At 62.7% G+C, this 18,339-nt stretch carries 17 protein-coding genes; 9 read left to right on the forward strand and 8 right to left on the reverse strand.

All coding sequences use genetic code 11. From position 1 onward, the window contains the following. Positions 1 to 64 precede the first annotated feature (64 nt). The 8 genes from DZG07_RS19275 to blh all read right to left on the reverse strand — a co-directional run bounded on the left by DZG07_RS19275 (position 65) and on the right by blh (position 6,999). A complete protein-coding gene (locus DZG07_RS19275; RefSeq protein WP_197716883.1) occupies positions 65 to 1,012 on the reverse strand; it encodes a substrate-binding domain-containing protein in 948 nt (315 codons plus the stop codon). 29 nt (positions 1,013 to 1,041) lie between these two features. Beyond that, positions 1,042 to 2,028, reverse strand: coding sequence for an ABC transporter permease (locus DZG07_RS19280; protein ID WP_245429521.1), 987 nt, complete (start codon positions 2,026 to 2,028; stop codon positions 1,042 to 1,044). A gap of 22 nt (positions 2,029 to 2,050) precedes the next feature. Beyond that, positions 2,051 to 3,571, reverse strand: a complete 1,521-nt coding sequence (locus DZG07_RS19285; RefSeq protein ID WP_162931663.1) for a sugar ABC transporter ATP-binding protein — start codon at positions 3,569 to 3,571, stop codon at positions 2,051 to 2,053. Positions 3,572 to 3,745: 174 nt separating this feature from the next. Further along, entirely contained in the window at positions 3,746 to 4,528 is a 783-nt protein-coding gene (locus DZG07_RS19290) for a sulfite exporter TauE/SafE family protein (RefSeq protein ID WP_119819770.1), read from the reverse strand. Beyond that, on the reverse strand, positions 4,525 to 4,965 hold the full coding sequence (locus tag DZG07_RS19295) for a YeeE/YedE family protein (protein ID WP_119819772.1): 441 nt from the start codon (positions 4,963 to 4,965) through the stop codon (positions 4,525 to 4,527). The genes DZG07_RS19290 and DZG07_RS19295 overlap by 4 nt, the downstream gene beginning before the upstream one ends. Continuing rightward, on the reverse strand, positions 4,962 to 5,369 hold the full coding sequence (locus tag DZG07_RS19300; protein WP_119819775.1) for a YeeE/YedE family protein: 408 nt from the start codon (positions 5,367 to 5,369) through the stop codon (positions 4,962 to 4,964). Before DZG07_RS19300 ends, DZG07_RS19295 begins: the two co-directional genes overlap by 4 nt. Further along, the gene (gene bigR, locus DZG07_RS19305; protein ID WP_197716915.1) at positions 5,366 to 5,686 is read right to left on the reverse strand and encodes a sulfite-sensing transcriptional repressor BigR; all 321 of its coding nucleotides are present in this window, start codon (positions 5,684 to 5,686) and stop codon (positions 5,366 to 5,368) included. The genes DZG07_RS19300 and bigR overlap by 4 nt, the downstream gene beginning before the upstream one ends. A 17-nt stretch (positions 5,687 to 5,703) precedes the next feature. Next, entirely contained in the window at positions 5,704 to 6,999 is a 1,296-nt protein-coding gene (gene blh, locus DZG07_RS19310) for a bifunctional sulfur transferase/dioxygenase Blh (protein ID WP_119819781.1), read from the reverse strand. A 479-nt stretch (positions 7,000 to 7,478) separates the two neighbouring features. Between blh and DZG07_RS19315 the strand changes: the two genes are divergently transcribed. The 9 genes from DZG07_RS19315 (at position 7,479) to DZG07_RS19355 (ending at position 18,338) form a co-directional block, all read left to right on the forward strand. Continuing rightward, positions 7,479 to 7,814, forward strand: a complete 336-nt coding sequence (locus DZG07_RS19315; RefSeq protein ID WP_119819784.1) for a helix-turn-helix transcriptional regulator — start codon at positions 7,479 to 7,481, stop codon at positions 7,812 to 7,814. Continuing rightward, on the forward strand, positions 7,807 to 9,054 hold the full coding sequence (locus DZG07_RS19320) for a HipA domain-containing protein (RefSeq protein ID WP_119819787.1): 1,248 nt from the start codon (positions 7,807 to 7,809) through the stop codon (positions 9,052 to 9,054). The genes DZG07_RS19315 and DZG07_RS19320 overlap by 8 nt, the downstream gene beginning before the upstream one ends. Continuing rightward, on the forward strand, positions 9,023 to 9,274 hold the full coding sequence (locus DZG07_RS24260; protein ID WP_245429522.1) for a hypothetical protein: 252 nt from the start codon (positions 9,023 to 9,025) through the stop codon (positions 9,272 to 9,274). Before DZG07_RS19320 ends, DZG07_RS24260 begins: the two co-directional genes overlap by 32 nt. A gap of 792 nt (positions 9,275 to 10,066) precedes the next feature. Beyond that, on the forward strand, positions 10,067 to 10,345 hold the full coding sequence (locus DZG07_RS19330; protein WP_245429523.1) for a hypothetical protein: 279 nt from the start codon (positions 10,067 to 10,069) through the stop codon (positions 10,343 to 10,345). A 127-nt stretch (positions 10,346 to 10,472) separates the two neighbouring features. After that, entirely contained in the window at positions 10,473 to 11,558 is a 1,086-nt protein-coding gene (locus tag DZG07_RS19335) for a RelA/SpoT domain-containing protein (protein WP_119819790.1), read from the forward strand. A 16-nt stretch (positions 11,559 to 11,574) separates the two neighbouring features. Then, a complete protein-coding gene (locus DZG07_RS19340) occupies positions 11,575 to 14,193 on the forward strand; it encodes a sigma factor-like helix-turn-helix DNA-binding protein (RefSeq protein ID WP_245429524.1) in 2,619 nt (872 codons plus the stop codon). A gap of 18 nt (positions 14,194 to 14,211) precedes the next feature. Next, the gene (locus DZG07_RS19345) at positions 14,212 to 16,182 is read left to right on the forward strand and encodes a DEAD/DEAH box helicase family protein (RefSeq protein WP_245429525.1); all 1,971 of its coding nucleotides are present in this window, start codon (positions 14,212 to 14,214) and stop codon (positions 16,180 to 16,182) included. Beyond that, positions 16,172 to 16,369 carry a CxC ATPase DNA modification system associated small protein gene (locus tag DZG07_RS19350; protein ID WP_119819792.1) on the forward strand — a complete coding sequence of 66 codons (198 nt, stop codon included), beginning with the start codon at positions 16,172 to 16,174 and terminating at the stop codon, positions 16,367 to 16,369. The genes DZG07_RS19345 and DZG07_RS19350 overlap by 11 nt, the downstream gene beginning before the upstream one ends. Beyond that, positions 16,359 to 18,338: a hypothetical protein gene (locus DZG07_RS19355; protein WP_119920285.1), complete on the forward strand. Its 1,980-nt coding sequence runs from the start codon at positions 16,359 to 16,361 to the stop codon at positions 18,336 to 18,338. The genes DZG07_RS19350 and DZG07_RS19355 overlap by 11 nt, the downstream gene beginning before the upstream one ends. Position 18,339 lies beyond the last annotated feature (1 nt).

Raw genomic sequence — 18,339 nt, forward strand, 5'->3', positions numbered from 1 at the left:
CCAGTTGTGGTGTCAGATCATCAGGCGGGCATAAAGGCGGCAACGTTGTCCTTCGTCACCTTCATCACACCAGTCGAGACGATTTCCGGCAAGGGGCTGATCCCGGCTGCAGCCGGATCGGCAACGATCTTGATCTTCGACAGACGCTGCCAATGCAGAAGGTGTACGGCGAGGTAGCTTTCAAGCCAGCTCTTCTGGGCGATCGCGCCATAGATTGTGCCATCGACGATATAGGGCAGCATGTCGGTATTGCGGTCCATGGCCACGATCTTGACCTGTCCCACCTTGCCCTGTTCGACAACAGCCAGGGCAGCGCCCTTGCCGCTGTCGCCGTCGGTGCCGCCGATACCCACCACGTCGGGGTGCGCCAGAAGCGCCTGGGCGTAGGCGGTGGGGCATAGGCCGGATCGGCCTTGTCGTTCACCACGTCGACCACTTCGATGTCGGGGTATTTCTCGGCGAAGACGGCCTTATAGCCTTCGACACGCTCCATCACCGACGGCGCCGGGAAGGTGCCCAGCAGCACCTTGCCTTTGCCGCCGATGGCTTCCGCCAGCATTTCACCGCCGAAACGGCCCGCCTGGAAGTTGGCGATGCCCAGGAATGTCGAGCGCTTGCTGTCCGGCACGTCGCCGGTCAGGCAGGCCACCGGGATGCCCGCTTCGACGGCGCGGTCGATCCCAGGCTTCAGCGCGGCAGCGTCGCCCGGGAAGATCATGATGCCGGCCGGGCGGCGCGCAATCAGCTCGTCAAGCTGCCGGGCCTGGCCGGCGGTGTCGAAGTCCAGCGGGCCGGTGAAGCTTGTCTTGACGCCAAGGTCGGCCGCAGCAGCATCGAGGCCTGCGCGGTGGTCGGCCCAGAACGGCACCTGCGTGACCACTGACAGGAAGACGTATTCAGCATCGCTTTCCTGGGCTTCAGCCTTCATGGCAGCCAGCGACATGCTGCCCCCTGCCCCGGCGGCGGCCAGTGCGGCCAGCATGTTGCGTCGGTTCATTTCGATGGTTTTCATGGGATTCTTCCTCCGGGGTTTCAGTTGCTTCAGGAATTGCGCCGCGTCAGCATGTCGATGGCAACGGCGATCACGAGGACAAGACCCGTCACGATCATCTGCCAGTAGATTGAGATCGCGAGCATCGTCATCGCATTGGAAATCAGCGCCACGAAGATCACACCCAGCGCGGCGCCGAAGATGGTGCCTTCGCCGCCACGCAGGGACGCTCCGCCGATCACTGCTGCGGCCAGAACCTGCAGTTCCATGGCGTTGCCGGCCGTGGGCGTGCCGCTCATCAGGCGGGACGCGAGCAGAACGCCCGCCACAGCGGAGAGCACGCCCGATATGACGAAGCACGCCACCCGCACGCGGTTTACCGCGATGCCCGACAAAGCCGCCGCCTTTTCATTGCCGCCGATAAAGTAGGCCTGACGCAGGAATCGCGTCCGTCTGAGCGCGATATCGCCCAAGACGATGATGGCCAGCGTGATCCACACCATCAGCGGTAGACCCAGCAATTCGAGTTTGCCGAAGACGCTGAAGCCTGCGGGCAGGTTCGTCATCGAAAACCCCTCCGTCAGCACCAGTGCCACGCCGCGTGCGACCGACATGGTGCCAAGCGTCGCGATCAGCGGGTTTACGCGCAGCAGCGTTACGATCAGCCCGTTGCACAGCCCAACGAGCACGCCCACCAGCAGTGCGCCAAGGATCGCAACCGGTATTGGGTAGCCCGTTAGAAGCAGGATTGCGACGATCGTGCTGGACAGCGCCAGCGTCGATCCCACCGACAGGTCGAACGACCCCGATACGAGCAGGATGGTCATGCCGACGACGATGATCGCAGTTGGCACGAGACCCACGATCATCGCCTCGAAGTTGGCGACCGACAGGAAATAGGGCGAGGCAAAGCTCATCGCGGCGATCAGCACGGCGATCATGGCCAGAAGCGCCAGTTCGCGCATCGCGCCAAGGTTGCGCCCCTTGCCCGCTGCTGGCGTTTCTGTCGCATCGGCCTGCTGTGAAAGGGATGTCACGGTCTTTGGTCCTGTCATGTGGTCATGCGGCAGCGATTGCCGATCCCGAGGCGAGCGCCATCACCTGCTCCTCGGTGGCGCTGCGGCCCTCCAAGACGCCCGCCAGCCGCCCGCGGTACAAGACCAGGATCCTGTCGGCGAGTTCGAGGATTTCGGGCAAGTCGGAAGAGGCCACCAGCACTGCCGCGCCTGCGCGGGCGTGGTCGACAATTTGGTCGTGGATTTCACGCTTGGCGCCGATGTCGACACCCTTTGTCGGTTCTTCGACGATAAGCACCTGCGGGTTGCGGCGAAGCCACTTGCCGAACAGCACCTTCTGTTGGTTGCCGCCCGAGAGCGCGCCGACCTGCTGCATCGGTCCGGCGGCCTTGATGCGATGACGGCGGATGACCTCGGCCCCCTCGGATATCAACGCGCCGCCACTCACGAAGCCCAGCCGCGAGATGCTCGCGAGATCGGCGGCAAGGGCGTTTGTCGCAATCGACATTTCAGTGAACAGGCCAAGCGCCTTTCGGTCATCGGGCACATAGCCCACGCCGCGGGCCATCGCCGCCCGCAGGCTGCCGGGATGGAGTTCGCCGCCAAGCATGATCCGGCCGGCGTCAGGCCGTTCGATCCCGGCCAGCAGCCGCGCCACCGTCTCGCGCCCCGAACCATCAAGCCCAGCCACAGCCAGGACCTCGCCCCGGCACAGCGAGAACGTAACGCCGGACAGGCGGCCCTTTCGAGATACGTCGTGGAAAGTCGCCGCCGCATCAGCGCTGGTGATGCGGGTCCGTCCGGCGCGCTGCACATCGCGCCCGACCATGGCGCGCACCAACATGTCGGCATCGACCTCGACCGCGGGTTTGGTCCAGACCGTCGCGCCGTCCCGCAGGACCGTGATGCGGTCGGCCAGCGCGATCGCCTCGTCAAGGTGGTGGCTGATATAGATGATGCCGATGCCTGCCGCCCGCAGGGCGCGGACGGTCGCGAACAGCGCCAGTTTCTCTTCGGCGTTCAGCGCCGAAGTGGGCTCGTCCAGGATCAGAACCTGGACGCTATGCCCTCGGGCGTGCCCGGCATGGAACAGCTGATCCAGCGCCTTGGCGATTTCGACGCTCTGCCGCTGGCTTGCCAAAAGCTTGCCAACCTGCGCGCCCGGATGCAACCGCATGCCGAGTCGGGCCAGGGCCTGTTCGGCGCGTCGCCGCATCTCAGCCCGATCCACCAGCCCGAAGCGGACCGGCGGCCATCCTGCGCAGATGTTCTCCTCGACGCTCAGCCCGTCCACGAGGCTGAGTTCCTGAAAGACGGTGGCGACGCCGGCAGCCTTGGCCTCGTGTGTGGTACGGAACTGGACTGCGGTGCCATCGAGTGTGACACTTCCGCTGTCAGCGCGCAGCACGCCGGCGAGGATGTTCATGAGCGTGGACTTGCCGGCGCCATTTTCACCGACCAGAGCGTGAACCTCTCCGGCGCGAACGTCGAAGGAGACGCCGCTCAGCGCACGGGTGGCTCCGAACGATTTGCGGACGCCCTCAAGCGAGATAACCGTGCGCAACCCGCTCCTCCCGAAAGCATGCGACCTCTCTAGCCATTGGTATCTGGAATACCAGTTGATGTCAATTGACCTGTGGCTGGCTGGGCTGTGAACGCGCATCACCGCCATGGGGCACTCACTGTGACGAAAACACCTCCCCGGGCTTCGATTATCGCGAGGGTTGCGGCCAGTCGATCAGACCATAAAGGCTGGCCAGTTCCGGTAGATCACATAGGCGGCGACGATTAGTACCAGGGCGCCGAAGACGCGGTTCAGCGCATTCCGTCCGCCGGACAGTTTTGTCGCGAGCAGCATTCCCAGCATGCCGCCAACGATGCCGCCCGCAACGAACTCTGCGGCAAGCGGCCAGTCGACCAGCCCCGAACGGGCATAGTTCAGCGCCGTCGCTATCCCGAACGTGCCTACGGCAAGCAGCGAGGAGCCAACGGCGTTGATCGTCGGCATGCCAGTAGCTAGGATCAGCGCCGGCACGATGAGGAAGCCACCACCTATTCCGAAGAAGCCGGAGGCCGCGCCGGCAACCATCGCCGCCGCGCCCGTAATCAGGCACATGCGCATGTCGACAGGCGAGGCCGCGCCCGTAGCGACAGGGCGGGAACGCAACATCAGCACGCCCACGACCAGCATCAACAGGCCGAAGAGAAAAAGCAGGCGCTGCCCGTCGACCAGCATCCCGAGGCTAGAGCCAGACAGGGCTCCAAGCGTGCCGACGACCGTGAAGACGATCGCGCAACGCCACCAGACATGTCCTTTGCGGGCATGGGCTACCAGATTGGCATAGGCGTTGACTGAAACGGCCACCGCGCCTGTGCCGATGGCCACATGCGGACTGACGACGCCGACCGCATAGAGCAGAAGCGGAGTGGCGAGGATCGAGCCCCCACCACCGACGAGGCCGAGCGTGAAGCCGACCAGGCTGCCCGAGCCTACGGCCGCGATCAAGGATTGGACCGTCATGATGGTCTCGCCAAGGCAAGCCGGTCGTGCACGACCATTCCCGCGCCCATGGCCGCGACGAAGACAACGGTCAGCGCAATCCCACTAGACAGTCCCGCGACAGCAGGTCCGGGGCAAAGACCGGCAAGGCCCCATCCCGCACCGAAGATCAGGGAGCCCAGGACGAGGCTTCGGTCGACCCGGCATTCCTGTGAGAGGTGGAAGCGATCATCAAGCACGGGCTCGGCGAGCCTGCGCTGCAAGTAGACGCCCGGCACGGCCATCGCGACTGCGCCGCTGAGCACGAAGATGAGGCTCGGGTCCCAATTGCCGCTTGCCACATCGAGAAAGCCGGTGACGCGGGCCGGGTCGACCATGCCGGACAGCGACAGGCCGAAGCCGAAGAGAACGCCCGCAAGCAGCGCGACAACGACGCGAGGCAGTATCCGGCCTTTCATCGGAAGGCTCCCATGACGGTGGCAGTGAGAATGCCTGCCGCCAGGAACGCGGCCGTGGCGGCTATGGAGCGCGGCGAAACCCGGGCGAGCCCGAGGATGCCGTGGCCGGACGTGCAGCCCGACCCCATCCGCGTGCCGAAGCCGACGAGCAGGCCGGCCATGACAGTGACTGGCCAGGAGGCGACGATCGTCACCGATGGCAAGGTGCCGAAGACCAGGGCATAAAATACGGGCCCGAGCACGAGGCCAATGAGAAAAGCCGCGTTCTCGAAAAGCCGCTGGCCCTGCAGCAGGCGCCCGACGATGCCGCTGATGCCGGCGATGCGGCCATTGGCAAGGAGCAGCAGCACGGCGGAAGTGCCTAGAACCATGCCGCCCAGTAGAGGATGCCAGTAGGCGCTCATGTGCGACCCTCCTCGACGCAGAAGATCGTGTATAGCGCTTCGACGAGTTGTGCCGCCTTGGCTTCCGTCAGCCGGTAGAAGATCTGCTTGGCCTCGCGCCGCGTCTCGACAATCCCCGCATCGCGCAGGACCCCAAGTTGCTGGGACAGGGTGGGTTGACCAATGCCGATCTGCTCTTCCAAGGCGCCGACGGAGTATTCCCCCTCCACCAGCGTGCAGACGAGCATCAGCCGCACTGGATGCGACAGCGTCTTCAAGAGGCCCGCCACCTCGCCGGCGCGTTTCTCCATGTCCTCGCGCGCCATGCGGAGCGGCAGCTTGATCTCCTCCCCGCTCACCATGCCGCTCCCTCCAGCGCATTGAGCGGGAATTTGAGGTAGCGTCTGCCATTCGCCTCTGGCTCGGGCAGGCGGCCGCCGCGCACGTTCACCTGAAGCGCGTGCAGGATGAGCTTGGGCATCGCCAGCGTGCGGTCGCGGGCCTCGCGCAGGCTCACGAAGCCAGCTTCATCGATGCCGGCGAGATGTGAATTGGCGCGCTTCTGCTCGCCTACTGTACTTTCCCAGCGAGGATGACGGCCGCCCGGCTGGTAGTCGTGGCCGGTAAATAGCCGCGTCTCGTCGGGAAGCGACAGGATCGTCTGGATCGAGTTCCACAAGGCCTTTGCACTGCCGCCCGGGAAATCCGCCCGTGCGGTTCCGGAATCGGGCATGAAGATCGTGTCGTGGACGAAGGCAGCGTCGCCAATCACGTAGCTGATGGAGGCAAGCGTGTGGCCGGGAGAAAACATCACGCCGCCCTCGATCAAACCGATCCTGAACGTGTCGCCATCGGCGAACAGACTGTCCCACTGCGAACCGTCAGTCGCCAGCGCCGGCCAGTCGTAGATGCCCTTCCAGAGCTTCTGCACATCGGTGACATGGGCGCCGATTGCCTTTGGCGCGCCGGTCTTTTGCTTGAGATAGTGCGCGGCGGAGAAATGGTCGGCATGCGGGTGCGTGTCGAGGATCGCCTCGACCGTTAGCCCCTCCTTCTCGACATAGGCGAGGATGGCGTCGGCGTTCATCGTGCCGGTCGCACCCGACTTTTCGTCGAAGTCGAAAACAGGATCGATGATGGCGCAACGCTTCGTCGCCGGATCGGTGACGACATATTGCACGCTCCACGTGCGCGGATCGAAGAAGCCTTTGACTTGAGGTATGCGCGCCGCCTCCCGCTCCAGCCATCGGACGGCGCCGGAAAGATCGAAGCCGTGGCTCCTGCCGAATGCCACGATATCCTCGCGCTTCATGCGGCCATCGAGCGCCTCTCCCAGCACATACAGCGTCAGCGCACGCGTGCCGCTCTTGCAGTGGGCAAGAACCGGCCCGTCCGCCTCACCCATGGCCTTCCGAAAGGCCTGGATATCAGCTTCCGTGATCGCCGGTCCGGTTACCGGTATGAAGCTGTAGGACAGACCCGCGGCGTTGGCCGCGGCGTTCTCTGCGGCACTCCCCGGTTGGCCCGGCTCCTCGCCGTCCGGGCGGGCATTGATGACGGCGGCGTAGCCCTCCGTCGCGAAAGCGGAAAAGGACTCCGCATCGGGCTGGACGGCGACCGACAGCCGGTCATTGATCCTAACGGGTTTCATGGGACTCTCTCAATTCGCGCCTATCAATATACAATTACATATAACGTATATTGATAGGTATCAAGGGGGGCATCCTGTGCGGAGGGCTCAGAGAGAATAGGAGGCTTCCGGCGCTTGCTCGGCAGCGATATTCGCAGGATCGTCGGCATACCTATGGCAACGAATGTGGAGAGGCAGGCTGTCGTATCTCCTCATCCGTTGCCGACGCCTCGCTGGCTGACCCCTTTTGGGCCTGTGTTCGAGGCAATGTGGGAGGCATTCCTCAAGTGGATCAGGCGATGTAGCGGTCCAGCGACTCGAACCCCCGACATTGAGCCAAGCGACGCCACTCGCGACACAGTCGCTTCGCAGGTCGAAGCCCCTCCATTCCTCGTTCCCGGTCAGGCGCCACTTCCACTCTTTGTTAACCTCACCGTGCTCTAGAAAAATTGTAAGCTTCGTGCTACATATTCGCTCAATCTGTAGCGCGAAGGTGCCAAATGCCTACCCCACACAACCCTCCTGCCGCCGTTCGGCGGGCCCTGCACAAGCTCGGCGCAGACATCCACGATGCCCGTCGAAGGCGGCGGCTGCCGATGGCGGTCGTGGCCGAGCGAGCATTCACGTCACGCTCAACCCTGCAAAAAGTCGAAGCTGGCGACACCAACGTCAGCATCGGCATCTATGCCGGCGTTCTTCAGGCGCTCGGCCTGCTCGACGGCCTGAGCCACGTCGCCGACATCAGCAGCGATAGGGTCGGCCAGACGCTGGCCAGCGCCGAACTGCCCAAGCATGTCCATCTCAGGCGGCCAGCTGGTTCGTCCCGCGATGGCTGACTTCGAGGTCCATATCGACCTCAACGGTCGCACGCGCCCGATCGGACTGGCGAGAAGCAATCGCGTTCGAGGCATGGAAACCATCCTCTTCGAGTACGACAGCGCATGGCTCGAGGACCCGGACCGTTTCTCGCTGGAGCCAGCCCTTGCCCTGACCCGCGGCGCGTTCGCTCCTCCTGCCCGACTGGCGACCTTCGGGTCCATTGGCGATTCGGCGCCGGACACCTGGGGTCGTCGCCTCATGCAGCGCGCCGAGCGCCGCCTCGCCGAACGCGAACGCCGCGCCGTTCGCACTCTCGTGGAAAGCGACTACCTGCTCGGCGTCGCCGACCAGACCCGGCTTGGCGCGCTCCGCTTCCGCTGGGTCGGGGACGAGGTTTTCCAGGCGCCGATCCGCGCCGGCGTACCCACCCAGATCGAACTCGGCCGGCTGCTCCAGATCACCGAGCGCATTCTGCGGGATGAAGAAACGGACGAAGACCTCCAACTCATCTTCGCACCCGGCTCCTCCCTCGGCGGCGCCCGACCGAAGGCATCGGTCATCGACCAGCACGGCAACCTCTCGATCGCCAAGTTTCCGAAGGAAACCGATGACTACAGCATGGAGACCTGGGAAGCGATCGCGCTGCGGCTGGCCGGCCAGGCCGGCATCGCCACCCCGCAGCACGAGTTGATCGAAGTGGCTGGCAAGGCGGTCATGCTGTCACGACGCTTCGATCGCGATGGCGTGGTCCGCATCCCGTTCCTGTCCGCGATGGCCATGATTGGTGCGAGGGACGGTGAGCGCGGCAGCTACCCGGACATCGTCGACGCCCTTGCGCAATATGGCGCCCGGGGAAAGACGGATGCCCACGCTCTTTATCGGCGTGTCGTCTTCAACGTGCTGATCTCCAATGTTGATGACCACCTGCGCAACCACGGCTTCCTCTGGCTGGGAAAGGCGGGATGGTCGCTCTCTCCGGCTTACGACCTCAATCCCGTTCCAACCGACCTCAAGGCGCGGGTGCTGACGACGAACATCAACCTCGACGAAGGCACCTGTTCGCTCGATCTGCTGGAGGCCGCGTCGGCGTTCTTCGCACTCACTCTGGTACAGGCTCGCGCGATCATCAAAGAGGTAGCGACAGTGACCGCGACTTGGCGCGAAACTGCCAAGGCGGTCGGCGCCCGTTCGGCCGAGATCAACCGCATGGCCAGCGCCTTCGAGCATGACGATCTCAAGCGAGCGCTGGCGCTATGACGAGGACCTTCCTTCACAGTTTCGATCACCAGCGGCCGGCCCCTTTACCTGCGCGACCGTCGATCTCGACGTCTCAGACATCGAAGATGCCAGAATTCGTGAGGTGTTGCAGACCCCGGGTGCTGCGTATGGCGCGTGGTCAATTCTCGATGCGCTGCTGTCAACCGGCACGGGAACGCCCTTCATTCAGGGGAGCCGCTCGGACAGGCGCGCGAAGTGAGGGTCGCGCTTTCCAGCCTGTTCGGACGATTCGTCGCGCGTGCCTACCTCGAGCGCAATTTCAATCTCTCGAACTTCGCCCATCTCGGTAGTCGCATTATCGATCTCAATCGGGCCGGCAGGTCAAAATCACGCGTCTGTACCGAGGCGACTTACCCACTGGATCAGCAGGCATCGTCCAGACCCGTGAGGCGGACATTAGCAGCTGGCGGCGCGCAAACCCACCGATTTGCACGCCATTATACGCTATCGCCCTACGCGATACCGATGGTCCTTTACATCCAGAGCTCGACGAGTTTCTGTTAGGTCAACCTGCGTGGAAACGAGTACGAAAGGGCCAGAGGCGACTAGAGCGTCGACGTGGGGCGGAAGAGAAAAACTGCCGAAACTACGCTATTGCCGCCGATTGCCCTCTACTCCCACTCGATTATTTCAATCCATCATAACACATTGATTTCACTAGATAAATTGTTTTTCGGTAGCCATATTTGCCGTCAAATATACCGTCAAAATTTTCGACTGTTGAATTCATTGAGGAATTTCGGATTTTCGCGAAATCTGCGATTTCGGTATCTATCGACCACAATCGGTCGAATCTTTCAGCCGCCAGTTCCAGCCACTCCCTGCGCGCCGGCCGAAAATACCGTCAGAGCGTTATCACCCGACAGCGCTCCACTGGCAATAGCTTGAGCATTCCAACGTCTTCCTTGTGCATCCATGGCGGTCGACCAACATTCACACCGCAGCATGAGTCTGTATGCTCGTGCAGACGGCTGGGGGCCCTCCATGTTCAGTGCGCATTTCGGATGGCTCCAGCGACGGCGCGACATCAGGCGCCGTTGGCAGGCCGATGCCCCGAAGGCTGATCGAGGAAGACGAGCCTCGTGCTTACTATTCCGCGCAACGCCTCGCCGCCCGCAGCCGGAAGCAGGGCGACCTTGCAGGCTACAGGCATTGGGCCAAGGTCGCCTCGGAGGTCGCAAGGCAATCCGGCGTTGCCGAGATGGACCGGGCTGTTCTTCAGCGCATCGTCGATGAGGAGTCAGCGACCGATCGAAGTCGCGCCGGCTAGGAGGAGCACAACCTCTCGGAGCCACTCGCCAGGCGGTTGGCAGACCGGGAAACCACAAACCTTTGCAACGGCGCACAGCTCGACTTAATAAGGTCTTTGAGGCACCTTGGTAGCGGGAGGGCGCACAATGCCTATTGCCGAGAAAGTAATTCGCGACGCAGTCGCCCGTTACGATCGTGAGCGCGATCGTTACTTAAAGCTCGCTGCACGCGTATCGGATATTTGCCGATCGAGCATTGTGGAAGACAATGCGATCCGTGCGCAGGTGACGTTCAGGACTAAGACCGTTCGAAGTTTCGAGGGCAAGCTCAAGCGTTTTGCCCGTCGGCCAGATAAGAATTACGTGAGCGTGGATGAAGTGTTCACCGGAGTCGGCGACTTCGCGGGTGTCCGCATCGCTACCTATAGGCCCGAGGATGAGCGCAGGGTTACCGACGAAATCAAAAGGCTTTTCGAGGGCGAAAGTAGCACAGAGGTGTTGGTCGACAAGAAGGACAAACTCGCCGTCAACAGCTACCAGTTCTATCGTGCTACTCATTGTCAGGTATTCCTTCGGGAAGATGACCTCGTTGGCAATTATGAGAATTTGCGGGGGACCAGCTGCGAGATTCAGGTGTGCTCGATGATGGCGCACGTATGGAATGAGATCGAGCATGATATTGGCTACAAGCCGGAGGGTGGCGGCCCCGGCGAAGCCGAAAAAGGCCTGCTTGAAGCACTCGGCCATCTTACCCGTTCCGGCGATGCTGCGATCTCGCGGTTGCTGGCTGCCAACGCAGCGCGGATGCAGGAGAATGTGGGCGACTTCGTTGACGTTCATGATTTCGTGGCGCGGCTACGCCCCTATTTTCCGGAAGCCGATCTCTCGGTCAACGCCGGCCAGGCGTTCGATGAGGTAGTGCAACAGGGACTGAATTCAGTCGTGAAGCTCAAAGCCTCGCTCGGAGAAGAGGCGCTGAACCCGGCAGTTTCCGCCAAGCGGATCGAGGCGTTCAATCGCTATCTGGGAACGGTCGAGAGCGGGGAATACGCCCTCAATCCGGCTTCCGCCGACGTCCTGACCGTCGCCATACTCGACAAATTTTCCGAGGCGATCTTCGAACGGAATCCTTCCGATCGGGTCAAGGGGCGGCCCGCCCGGATACTCTATATCGCCCGCCTCTATGACCGCTTCTTGGAGAGCTTGAGGACCAGCGAGCTCGACGCCGCATGAATCTGCAGTCCGCGCTATGAGCAGCGCTTTGCCTCACGCATGGTTCGCCAAGATCGGCGCGGCGTTCAAGCCTGCCGAGCCTATTCCGGCGACCGCCCAATCCCCGGTCGTGCATGCATCCGGCTCTGGCTCGCTCGATCTGGTAGCTCTTGTCCTCGCCAATGATACCTCCGTGCGGCTACACAATTCCATCGTTGCCGCGGCCGACGCCGGCACCCTGCCGTTCGCATCGGTTCGTGACTATCTGGCGGCGGGCGCGAGGGCGGTGCCAACCATGATGCGCGACGTTCGGCAATTCGGCGCCAAGTCCGCCCACGAGCTCGATCTGCTCGTCAAGGCGACCGGAGATATCACGGCCGCTGCCACAGAAGATATCGCGCCGGCGCAGGATGGTCCGAGCCCGCAGGAAATTCTCGAAAGGATCGAGCACCTTTCGCTCGCCCAGGCGATCGAAGGAGAGCTTCTGTCGGTCCGACTCGAAAATGGCTTGACCGCGCCTGACCTCCGGACGATGCGCTTCAGTACCGTCGCCCTTGCACTGGACGATTTCCTTGCAGCCCTACGGGCGCGACCGAATATTGGCAGGACGTCGGTCAAAGAAATGGCCGGTCTTGTGCGACGCCTCACGCCACGATTGCTGGCTGAATACGGCGCCGCGCCGGCGCAGATCGCGCGAACCTGCGATGCCCTGTTCGGCGAGAATCACGCAGCGGATTCGGATAAGGTGGCCGACGACGTCCCACAGTTCGAAACGCTCGCGGCCTGTTTCGACTGGCTGCTCACCCAATGCGAAGCGCGCGATCGCCTCATCATTGAGCGCAGATTTGGCCTTGGACAGACGCAGCCAGAGACACTTGAGGACATCGGATCCGACTATGGCGTGACACGCGAGCGCATCCGCCAGATCGAAAAGCGAGCTCTAAAACGAATGCGGGTGCGTATGCGGCGCGTTCCGCTCACTGATCATATCGCATCAGCAGCGCCGGCCGGCTGGTTGCAGATCAGCGAGGGTCGCGGATGGATTTCTGACAGACAGGCCGATGGCGCATTGCGCAAACTGGATGGTGTCCTTCAACTAGGACTGGAGTTGGTCGAAACGTCGCCTCGCACCTGGCTGTCGGCCATAGCGACGCGCGCCACCCATGGCTGGATCGGCGCACCGATAGATCCAGACCTGACCCGGACCGCCGCCATCGACCTCGGTGCGTTGCTCAAGCTACCCTTGCCGCGCTCCCTATCTGAAGCTAGCGAATATGACAGACCGCATGTCGAAGCAGCGCTCCGAATTGAGCTCGGCCTCGAACTTGAACAGGGCTATGTCGTCCAGTCGAGGCCGGGGCCGCGCATGCGCCGTGCGCTCGGTCTGCACCGGCTGTTGGCCTCGGCGTCGGCCCCCATTGCCGTCCAGCATCTGATCCCACGCTATCACCAGCTTTGTCCGACCGATCCATGCTCTGCGCGCGACGCGAATATTGTGATGCAGGCAGCGCCGCATCTCTTCATAGAGACGTTTGATCAGGTCTGGTTTGGCATCGGGGCCTGCGGCGACCCTCCTATGCTGGATGATCCTGAAGCGTATGTCCGCAATGACGCGACCCCATATGAGGAACAGAATGCGGAGGACGATGGCGAGACGTGCGCAGAAGCGCTCATCGCGGCACTAGAACGCCGCGGACCCGAGCGGCTCCTGACGCTCTACCAGAATGCGCAGGACGTCCTCCCGCCCGGCCGCTCGTCGAACAGCGTCGGGCCGACTTTGCTCAGCAATCCCCATATCTTCGTGCGGCTCCTGCCAGGCGTCTATGGCCTGCATCATCAGATCCCATCGCCCGACGAGCTGCTTGTCACACCTCCTCCCTATCTCCTCGACAATAATCAGCTGCGTCTGCTGGCGCTTGCGCGCCGCGCCGGCGAGCGTCGCGATGTATTCCCGCTCTGGTCGCTCGAAGGTGAATTTGCGCTCGCACGGTGGGGTCGCCATCACGGCGCACCAGAGAATTTTCGCTCGCTGCTCGCCGTCGCGGACATCGCTGCTTGGCCGATCTCCCCGTCGGAGCGAACGCATTGGCAGGAAATGGCACGGCGCGAAGGCCGATTTGAACTTGCCGATGCCCCGCGTCAGGACAGCTATGTCCGCCCCGAGCTGGATCGCCTTCTCGCGGCCTGCATCGACGCCGTGAACGCTGGTGTGCTCAACTGGATGGCCGTGAACCGCATGGCGGGACGGCGGATCGACAGTCATGCAGCTGCGTCGGTCATGGCGATATTGTTGGCTCTCGGGGCATTGCACTGCGACAGCGCCGATCCTTCGGCCTGGCAGAGGCCGCATCGGGCAACCGATCGAGCCGCGGACTTGTTCGCGCAAATGATATACGAGCTTTCCTCAACCGGAACCCTCTCTTGGGACCACGGCACCGGATTGAAGCTGCAAGATGATATACGCGCCGCCGCTGCCGATAATCAGGGCTGGCCCGAGCCAGGCCGGCTTGCCGAGATGTTCGAAGGCCGCGGCAGCGCCCCGACCGCCTCGGCGAGCATGGTGATCGATCCGCTCGACGCCATTATGGCCGAGAGCCGCCAATCTGCCGAGAGGCAGAAGCGCGAGGACCTGCTACGTTGGTTGCTCGAGGAATGATGCGGCATCGGGGCTTGAATGACTAAGGGGGCTGAGCACACCGGCTTTCATCCAAAAAGCCACTACCGGAGCGGCCGCGACAGCCTTGCCGACGATTTTTTTGCGCCATGCATTCGGGAGGCCAGCCTCTATCGCCGTGCCGCTGGATATTTCTCCAGCAGTGCCCTGCTCGCCTGGATCGATGGGCTTCCTCGGGCCGCGCTCAAGATGCTGTCCATCCGTCTTATTTCGTCGCCGATGATCTCCGAGGCGGACCGGCGCACGCTGATGGCACTCGACGATGAGCACGCCCGTGCCGCCTACCGGGCGATCGTCGTCGATCGCATCCTGGAAGAAATTGCCGACCTTGCGCTCTCACCCAACGACATGGCGATCCGTGCGCGCGTCTTCGCCTGGCTTATTGCCAATGACCGGCTCGAGCTGAAGTTCGCTTTTCCGGAGCATCTCGACGAGCCCGGCATCTTCCATGAGAAGTTCGGCATCTTTGACCTGGAGGGCGGAGGCAGGATCGCCTTCACCGGCTCGGCGAACGAGACGACCGGCGGCCATAGCCGCAACTATGAGAGCATAGATGTCTATTGCGACTGGCTGCTTGGCGAACAGGACCGCGTCGCTACCAAGGCCGAGCAGTTCGATGAAACCTGGGCGGGCGAAGCCGCCGGTCTCGCCGTCGTTACGCCGTCGGCGAAGATCTTGGATAGGCTGCGGCAGAATGCCGATTGGCCGTTCGTCGAACCGACGCCTCAGGAGAAGTCCGACGAACCTGCAGAAGTCGATCCGCGCTGGCGTCACCAGGACGAGGCGGTGGCGGCGTTCCTGGAAAATCCCGCGGGCATTCTCGAAATGGCGACGGGCACCGGCAAGACACGGACGGCGATCAAAATACTGGCACACCTCGTTTCCGAGGGCGCGATCAACTGCGCCATCGTCACGATGGAAGGGACCGACCTGCTCGAGCAATGGGCGGGGGAGCTCGACGCCTGGAATCTGGATGGCGGTCCGAAATGGCTAATCTATCGCCATTTCAGCCGATATCACGAGATGGGCGACTTCCTCGTTGACCCGGGAAATACGCTCATTGTCGTCTCGCGCGGGCAACTCGCCCGATTGCTCCCGCGCTTGCCCGACCGGATCAAGGCGAAGGCGCTAATCATCCATGACGAAGTTCATGGGCTCGGCACGCCGAGCTTGGTGGCAAGCCTCGCAGGCCAGCATGCCGCGTTTGGCTGGCGCGTCGGTCTAAGCGCCACGCCCGACCGCGCCTATGACGCCGAGGGCAATGACTTCATCAACAGCGAACTAGGACCGACCCTGTACCGCTTCCCGCTCGAAAGGGCGATCTCACGCGGGGTGCTCAGCGAATTCGACTATCAGCCGCTTGCCTATGACCTGACCGATGGCGACCGTGAGCGGCTTCGCCTCGTTTATGCCAAGAAGGCCGCGCGCTTGCGCGAAGGCCGGCCAATGGGGAATGAGGAACTCTGGACCGAGATCGCCAAGGTCTACAAGACTGCCGAAGCCAAGCCCGAGATCTTCGAGGAGCATCTGCGGGTCGCCCCGGAGATTTTGAACCGCAGCATCGTGTTCGTGGAGACGATCGAATATGGCGAGCGCATCCTCGCTTCGATTCATCGCCGCACCCACCGCTACCGCACCTATTATGCCGATGATGATCGCGACCATTTGATCGCCTTTGCGCGCGGCGACATCGATTGCCTCATCACCTGCCATCGCATCTCGCAAGGCATCGACATCCACTCGCTCAACGCGGTAATCCTGTTCGCCTCCGCACGCGCCAAACTCGAGACAATCCAGCGGATCGGGCGCTGCTTGCGGATCGACCCGACTAATCCCGGCAAGCGCGCACTTGTGGTGGACTTCGTGCGACCGGGAGGTGAAGCTGACGCCATCCCGAACGCGGATCAGGAACGCAACGCTTGGCTCATGGAGCTCGCAACGGTACGGAAAGGAGATCATCATGGCGCTTGATTCTGCATTGGCGGCCGCATTGCGCGAAGCGGTCGAGGAATGCGGTCAACCGCGGGCGCTGTCGCTCCGGCTCGAAGCATGGCTCCAGGCTATGACCGAGGGCGACGACACGCGGGAAGACCTGGCCCAACGCTACGAGGATGTCCGCGAAGCGGTTCAACTGGGGGGACCGCCGAGTGCGAATTGATATTGCCGGATGGTCGACCTCGGGGCTGCGTTGTCCCGACGTCGCCATCGATCTGATCGGACCAGCGCCCGCGACTCCCAAGGTCACCTTGCTTCAGATGCCCAACGGCACGGGCAAGACCACCACGCTCGAGATGCTGATTGCGACGCTGAGTGGGGCGGCGGCTTCGTGGGACCAGAAGATCGTGCGCAGCTATCGCCGCAAGGGCGATGACCGCGACCTCGGCACCTTCGTCGTGTCGCTGCTCGTCGATGGCCGGCCCTTGTCGATCGAGCTGGTCCTCGACTTCGAGATGGGCACCGCGCGCTATCGGACAACCAATCCGGGCAGCGGCGGCGTCGTCCAGTCCTGGGCGCCGCCACCACTCGTGCGCCGCTTCCTCGCCAAGGAATTTCTCGGCCTGTTCGTCTTCAACGGCGAGTTTGCCGCCCGTCTCCTCGACGAGCGGCAGACGGCGGCGGATGACGCGATCGACGCGCTGTGCCAGCTCTATCTCCTCGATGAGGTGGAAGATTTCGTCGAGCAGGAATGGGCGCGGCGGACCAAGCAGGCGGGCGCGAAGAGCGACGGCGCCCTTGCCCGCCTCCGTACCCAGCTTGCCAATATGACCACCCGGCGAGGGATCATCGTCCAGGCCCGGGCGAAGGCCGATGGACAGGTGCGCGACACTGCCGCCGAGATGGCGGACCTTAGCGCTAAGATCGAGGAGCGGTTGGGGACCGGTCGATCGACCCGCGAACAGTTCAACGAAGCCAAAATCGAAATGACACGGACGGAAGGCGCGCTCGTCGTCGCAGCAGGCAATGCGATGCAGGCGCTCCGCCAACCGCTGGCCATCCACCCGTCTTTCGCCACATCGCTGATCGCCCTCAAGGACAATCTCGACAATCTGCGCCTGCCCGAGAACACCTCGGCCCAGTTCTTCAACGAGCTTCTCGAGGAGGACGAGTGCATCTGCGGCCGCGAAATGACGCCTGGTGCTAAGCATGAGATCGGGATCCGGTCGCTTCGCTATCTCGACGCATCGGAATCCGGCGTCATCAACGCGATCAAGCAGGACATTGGCGATTTCACCGCCTCGTCCGAAACCCAGTCACCCGCCGAAAGCTTGGCGACCGCAATGGCGGAGCTAGGCACTGCTCGGCGAGACCAGAAAATGGCCCGGCAGACTGTGCTCGCGCTTCAGCAGAAGCTGATCGACGAAGGCGACGAAGAGCTTCGGGCGTGGCAGCTGCAGCTCAACAAGCAGACCAAGCTCAATGCAGAGTGCGCGCGGCTCGTTGCGGAGATTGACGCCGACGACGAGAAAGACGGTGCATCCGACCCTTGCTCGCTCAAGCTGATCGACAAGAAGATCAAGGATTTCGGCAGCAAGATTTCCGAGATCACCGAGACGGTGACGCTCCGCAAGCAGACCGATGTCGTCAAGGGCATCATGGCGCGCACCAAGGAGCTCGCCAGGCTGAAGATCAAGGCCGAACTCATTGCGCTCAGCAACACCCGCCTTGAGAAAGTGCTCGCTAATGATCCGCTGACCATCGCCCGGATCGATCGCTCCATCCGCTTGGAGGGTCAGGGAACGGGCAGCACCGCACAGGTGCTGGCGGCAGGCTATGTCTTCCTGATGAGCGCGCTTCGCCGCGGCAATAACGACTTCCCGCTAGTCGTCGACAGTCCCGCCAACCCAATGGACATGGGTAGGCGGCGCCGCGTCGGCGCCCTGATCCCCGAGCTTTGCAGTCAGTTTGTCGCGTTCACCATCAACACCGAACTGCCCGGATTCGTGCCTGCGCTGGCGGCCGCGACTGACGAGATTCGCTATCTAACGATGTTCCGGAAGACTCCAGGGACGGCACGGCTGCTTCCCGCGCTCCCGACGACCGGCGTCACCCAGAACGACCATTCGGTGGTCGTCGAAGGCAGCGACTATTTCATGAGCTTTGATGTCACCGACGAGGAGGAAGACTAGC

The sequence above is a fragment of the Mesorhizobium sp. DCY119 genome (assembly GCF_003590645.1).
In the GTDB taxonomy this organism is placed as follows: domain Bacteria; phylum Pseudomonadota; class Alphaproteobacteria; order Rhizobiales; family Rhizobiaceae; genus Mesorhizobium_M.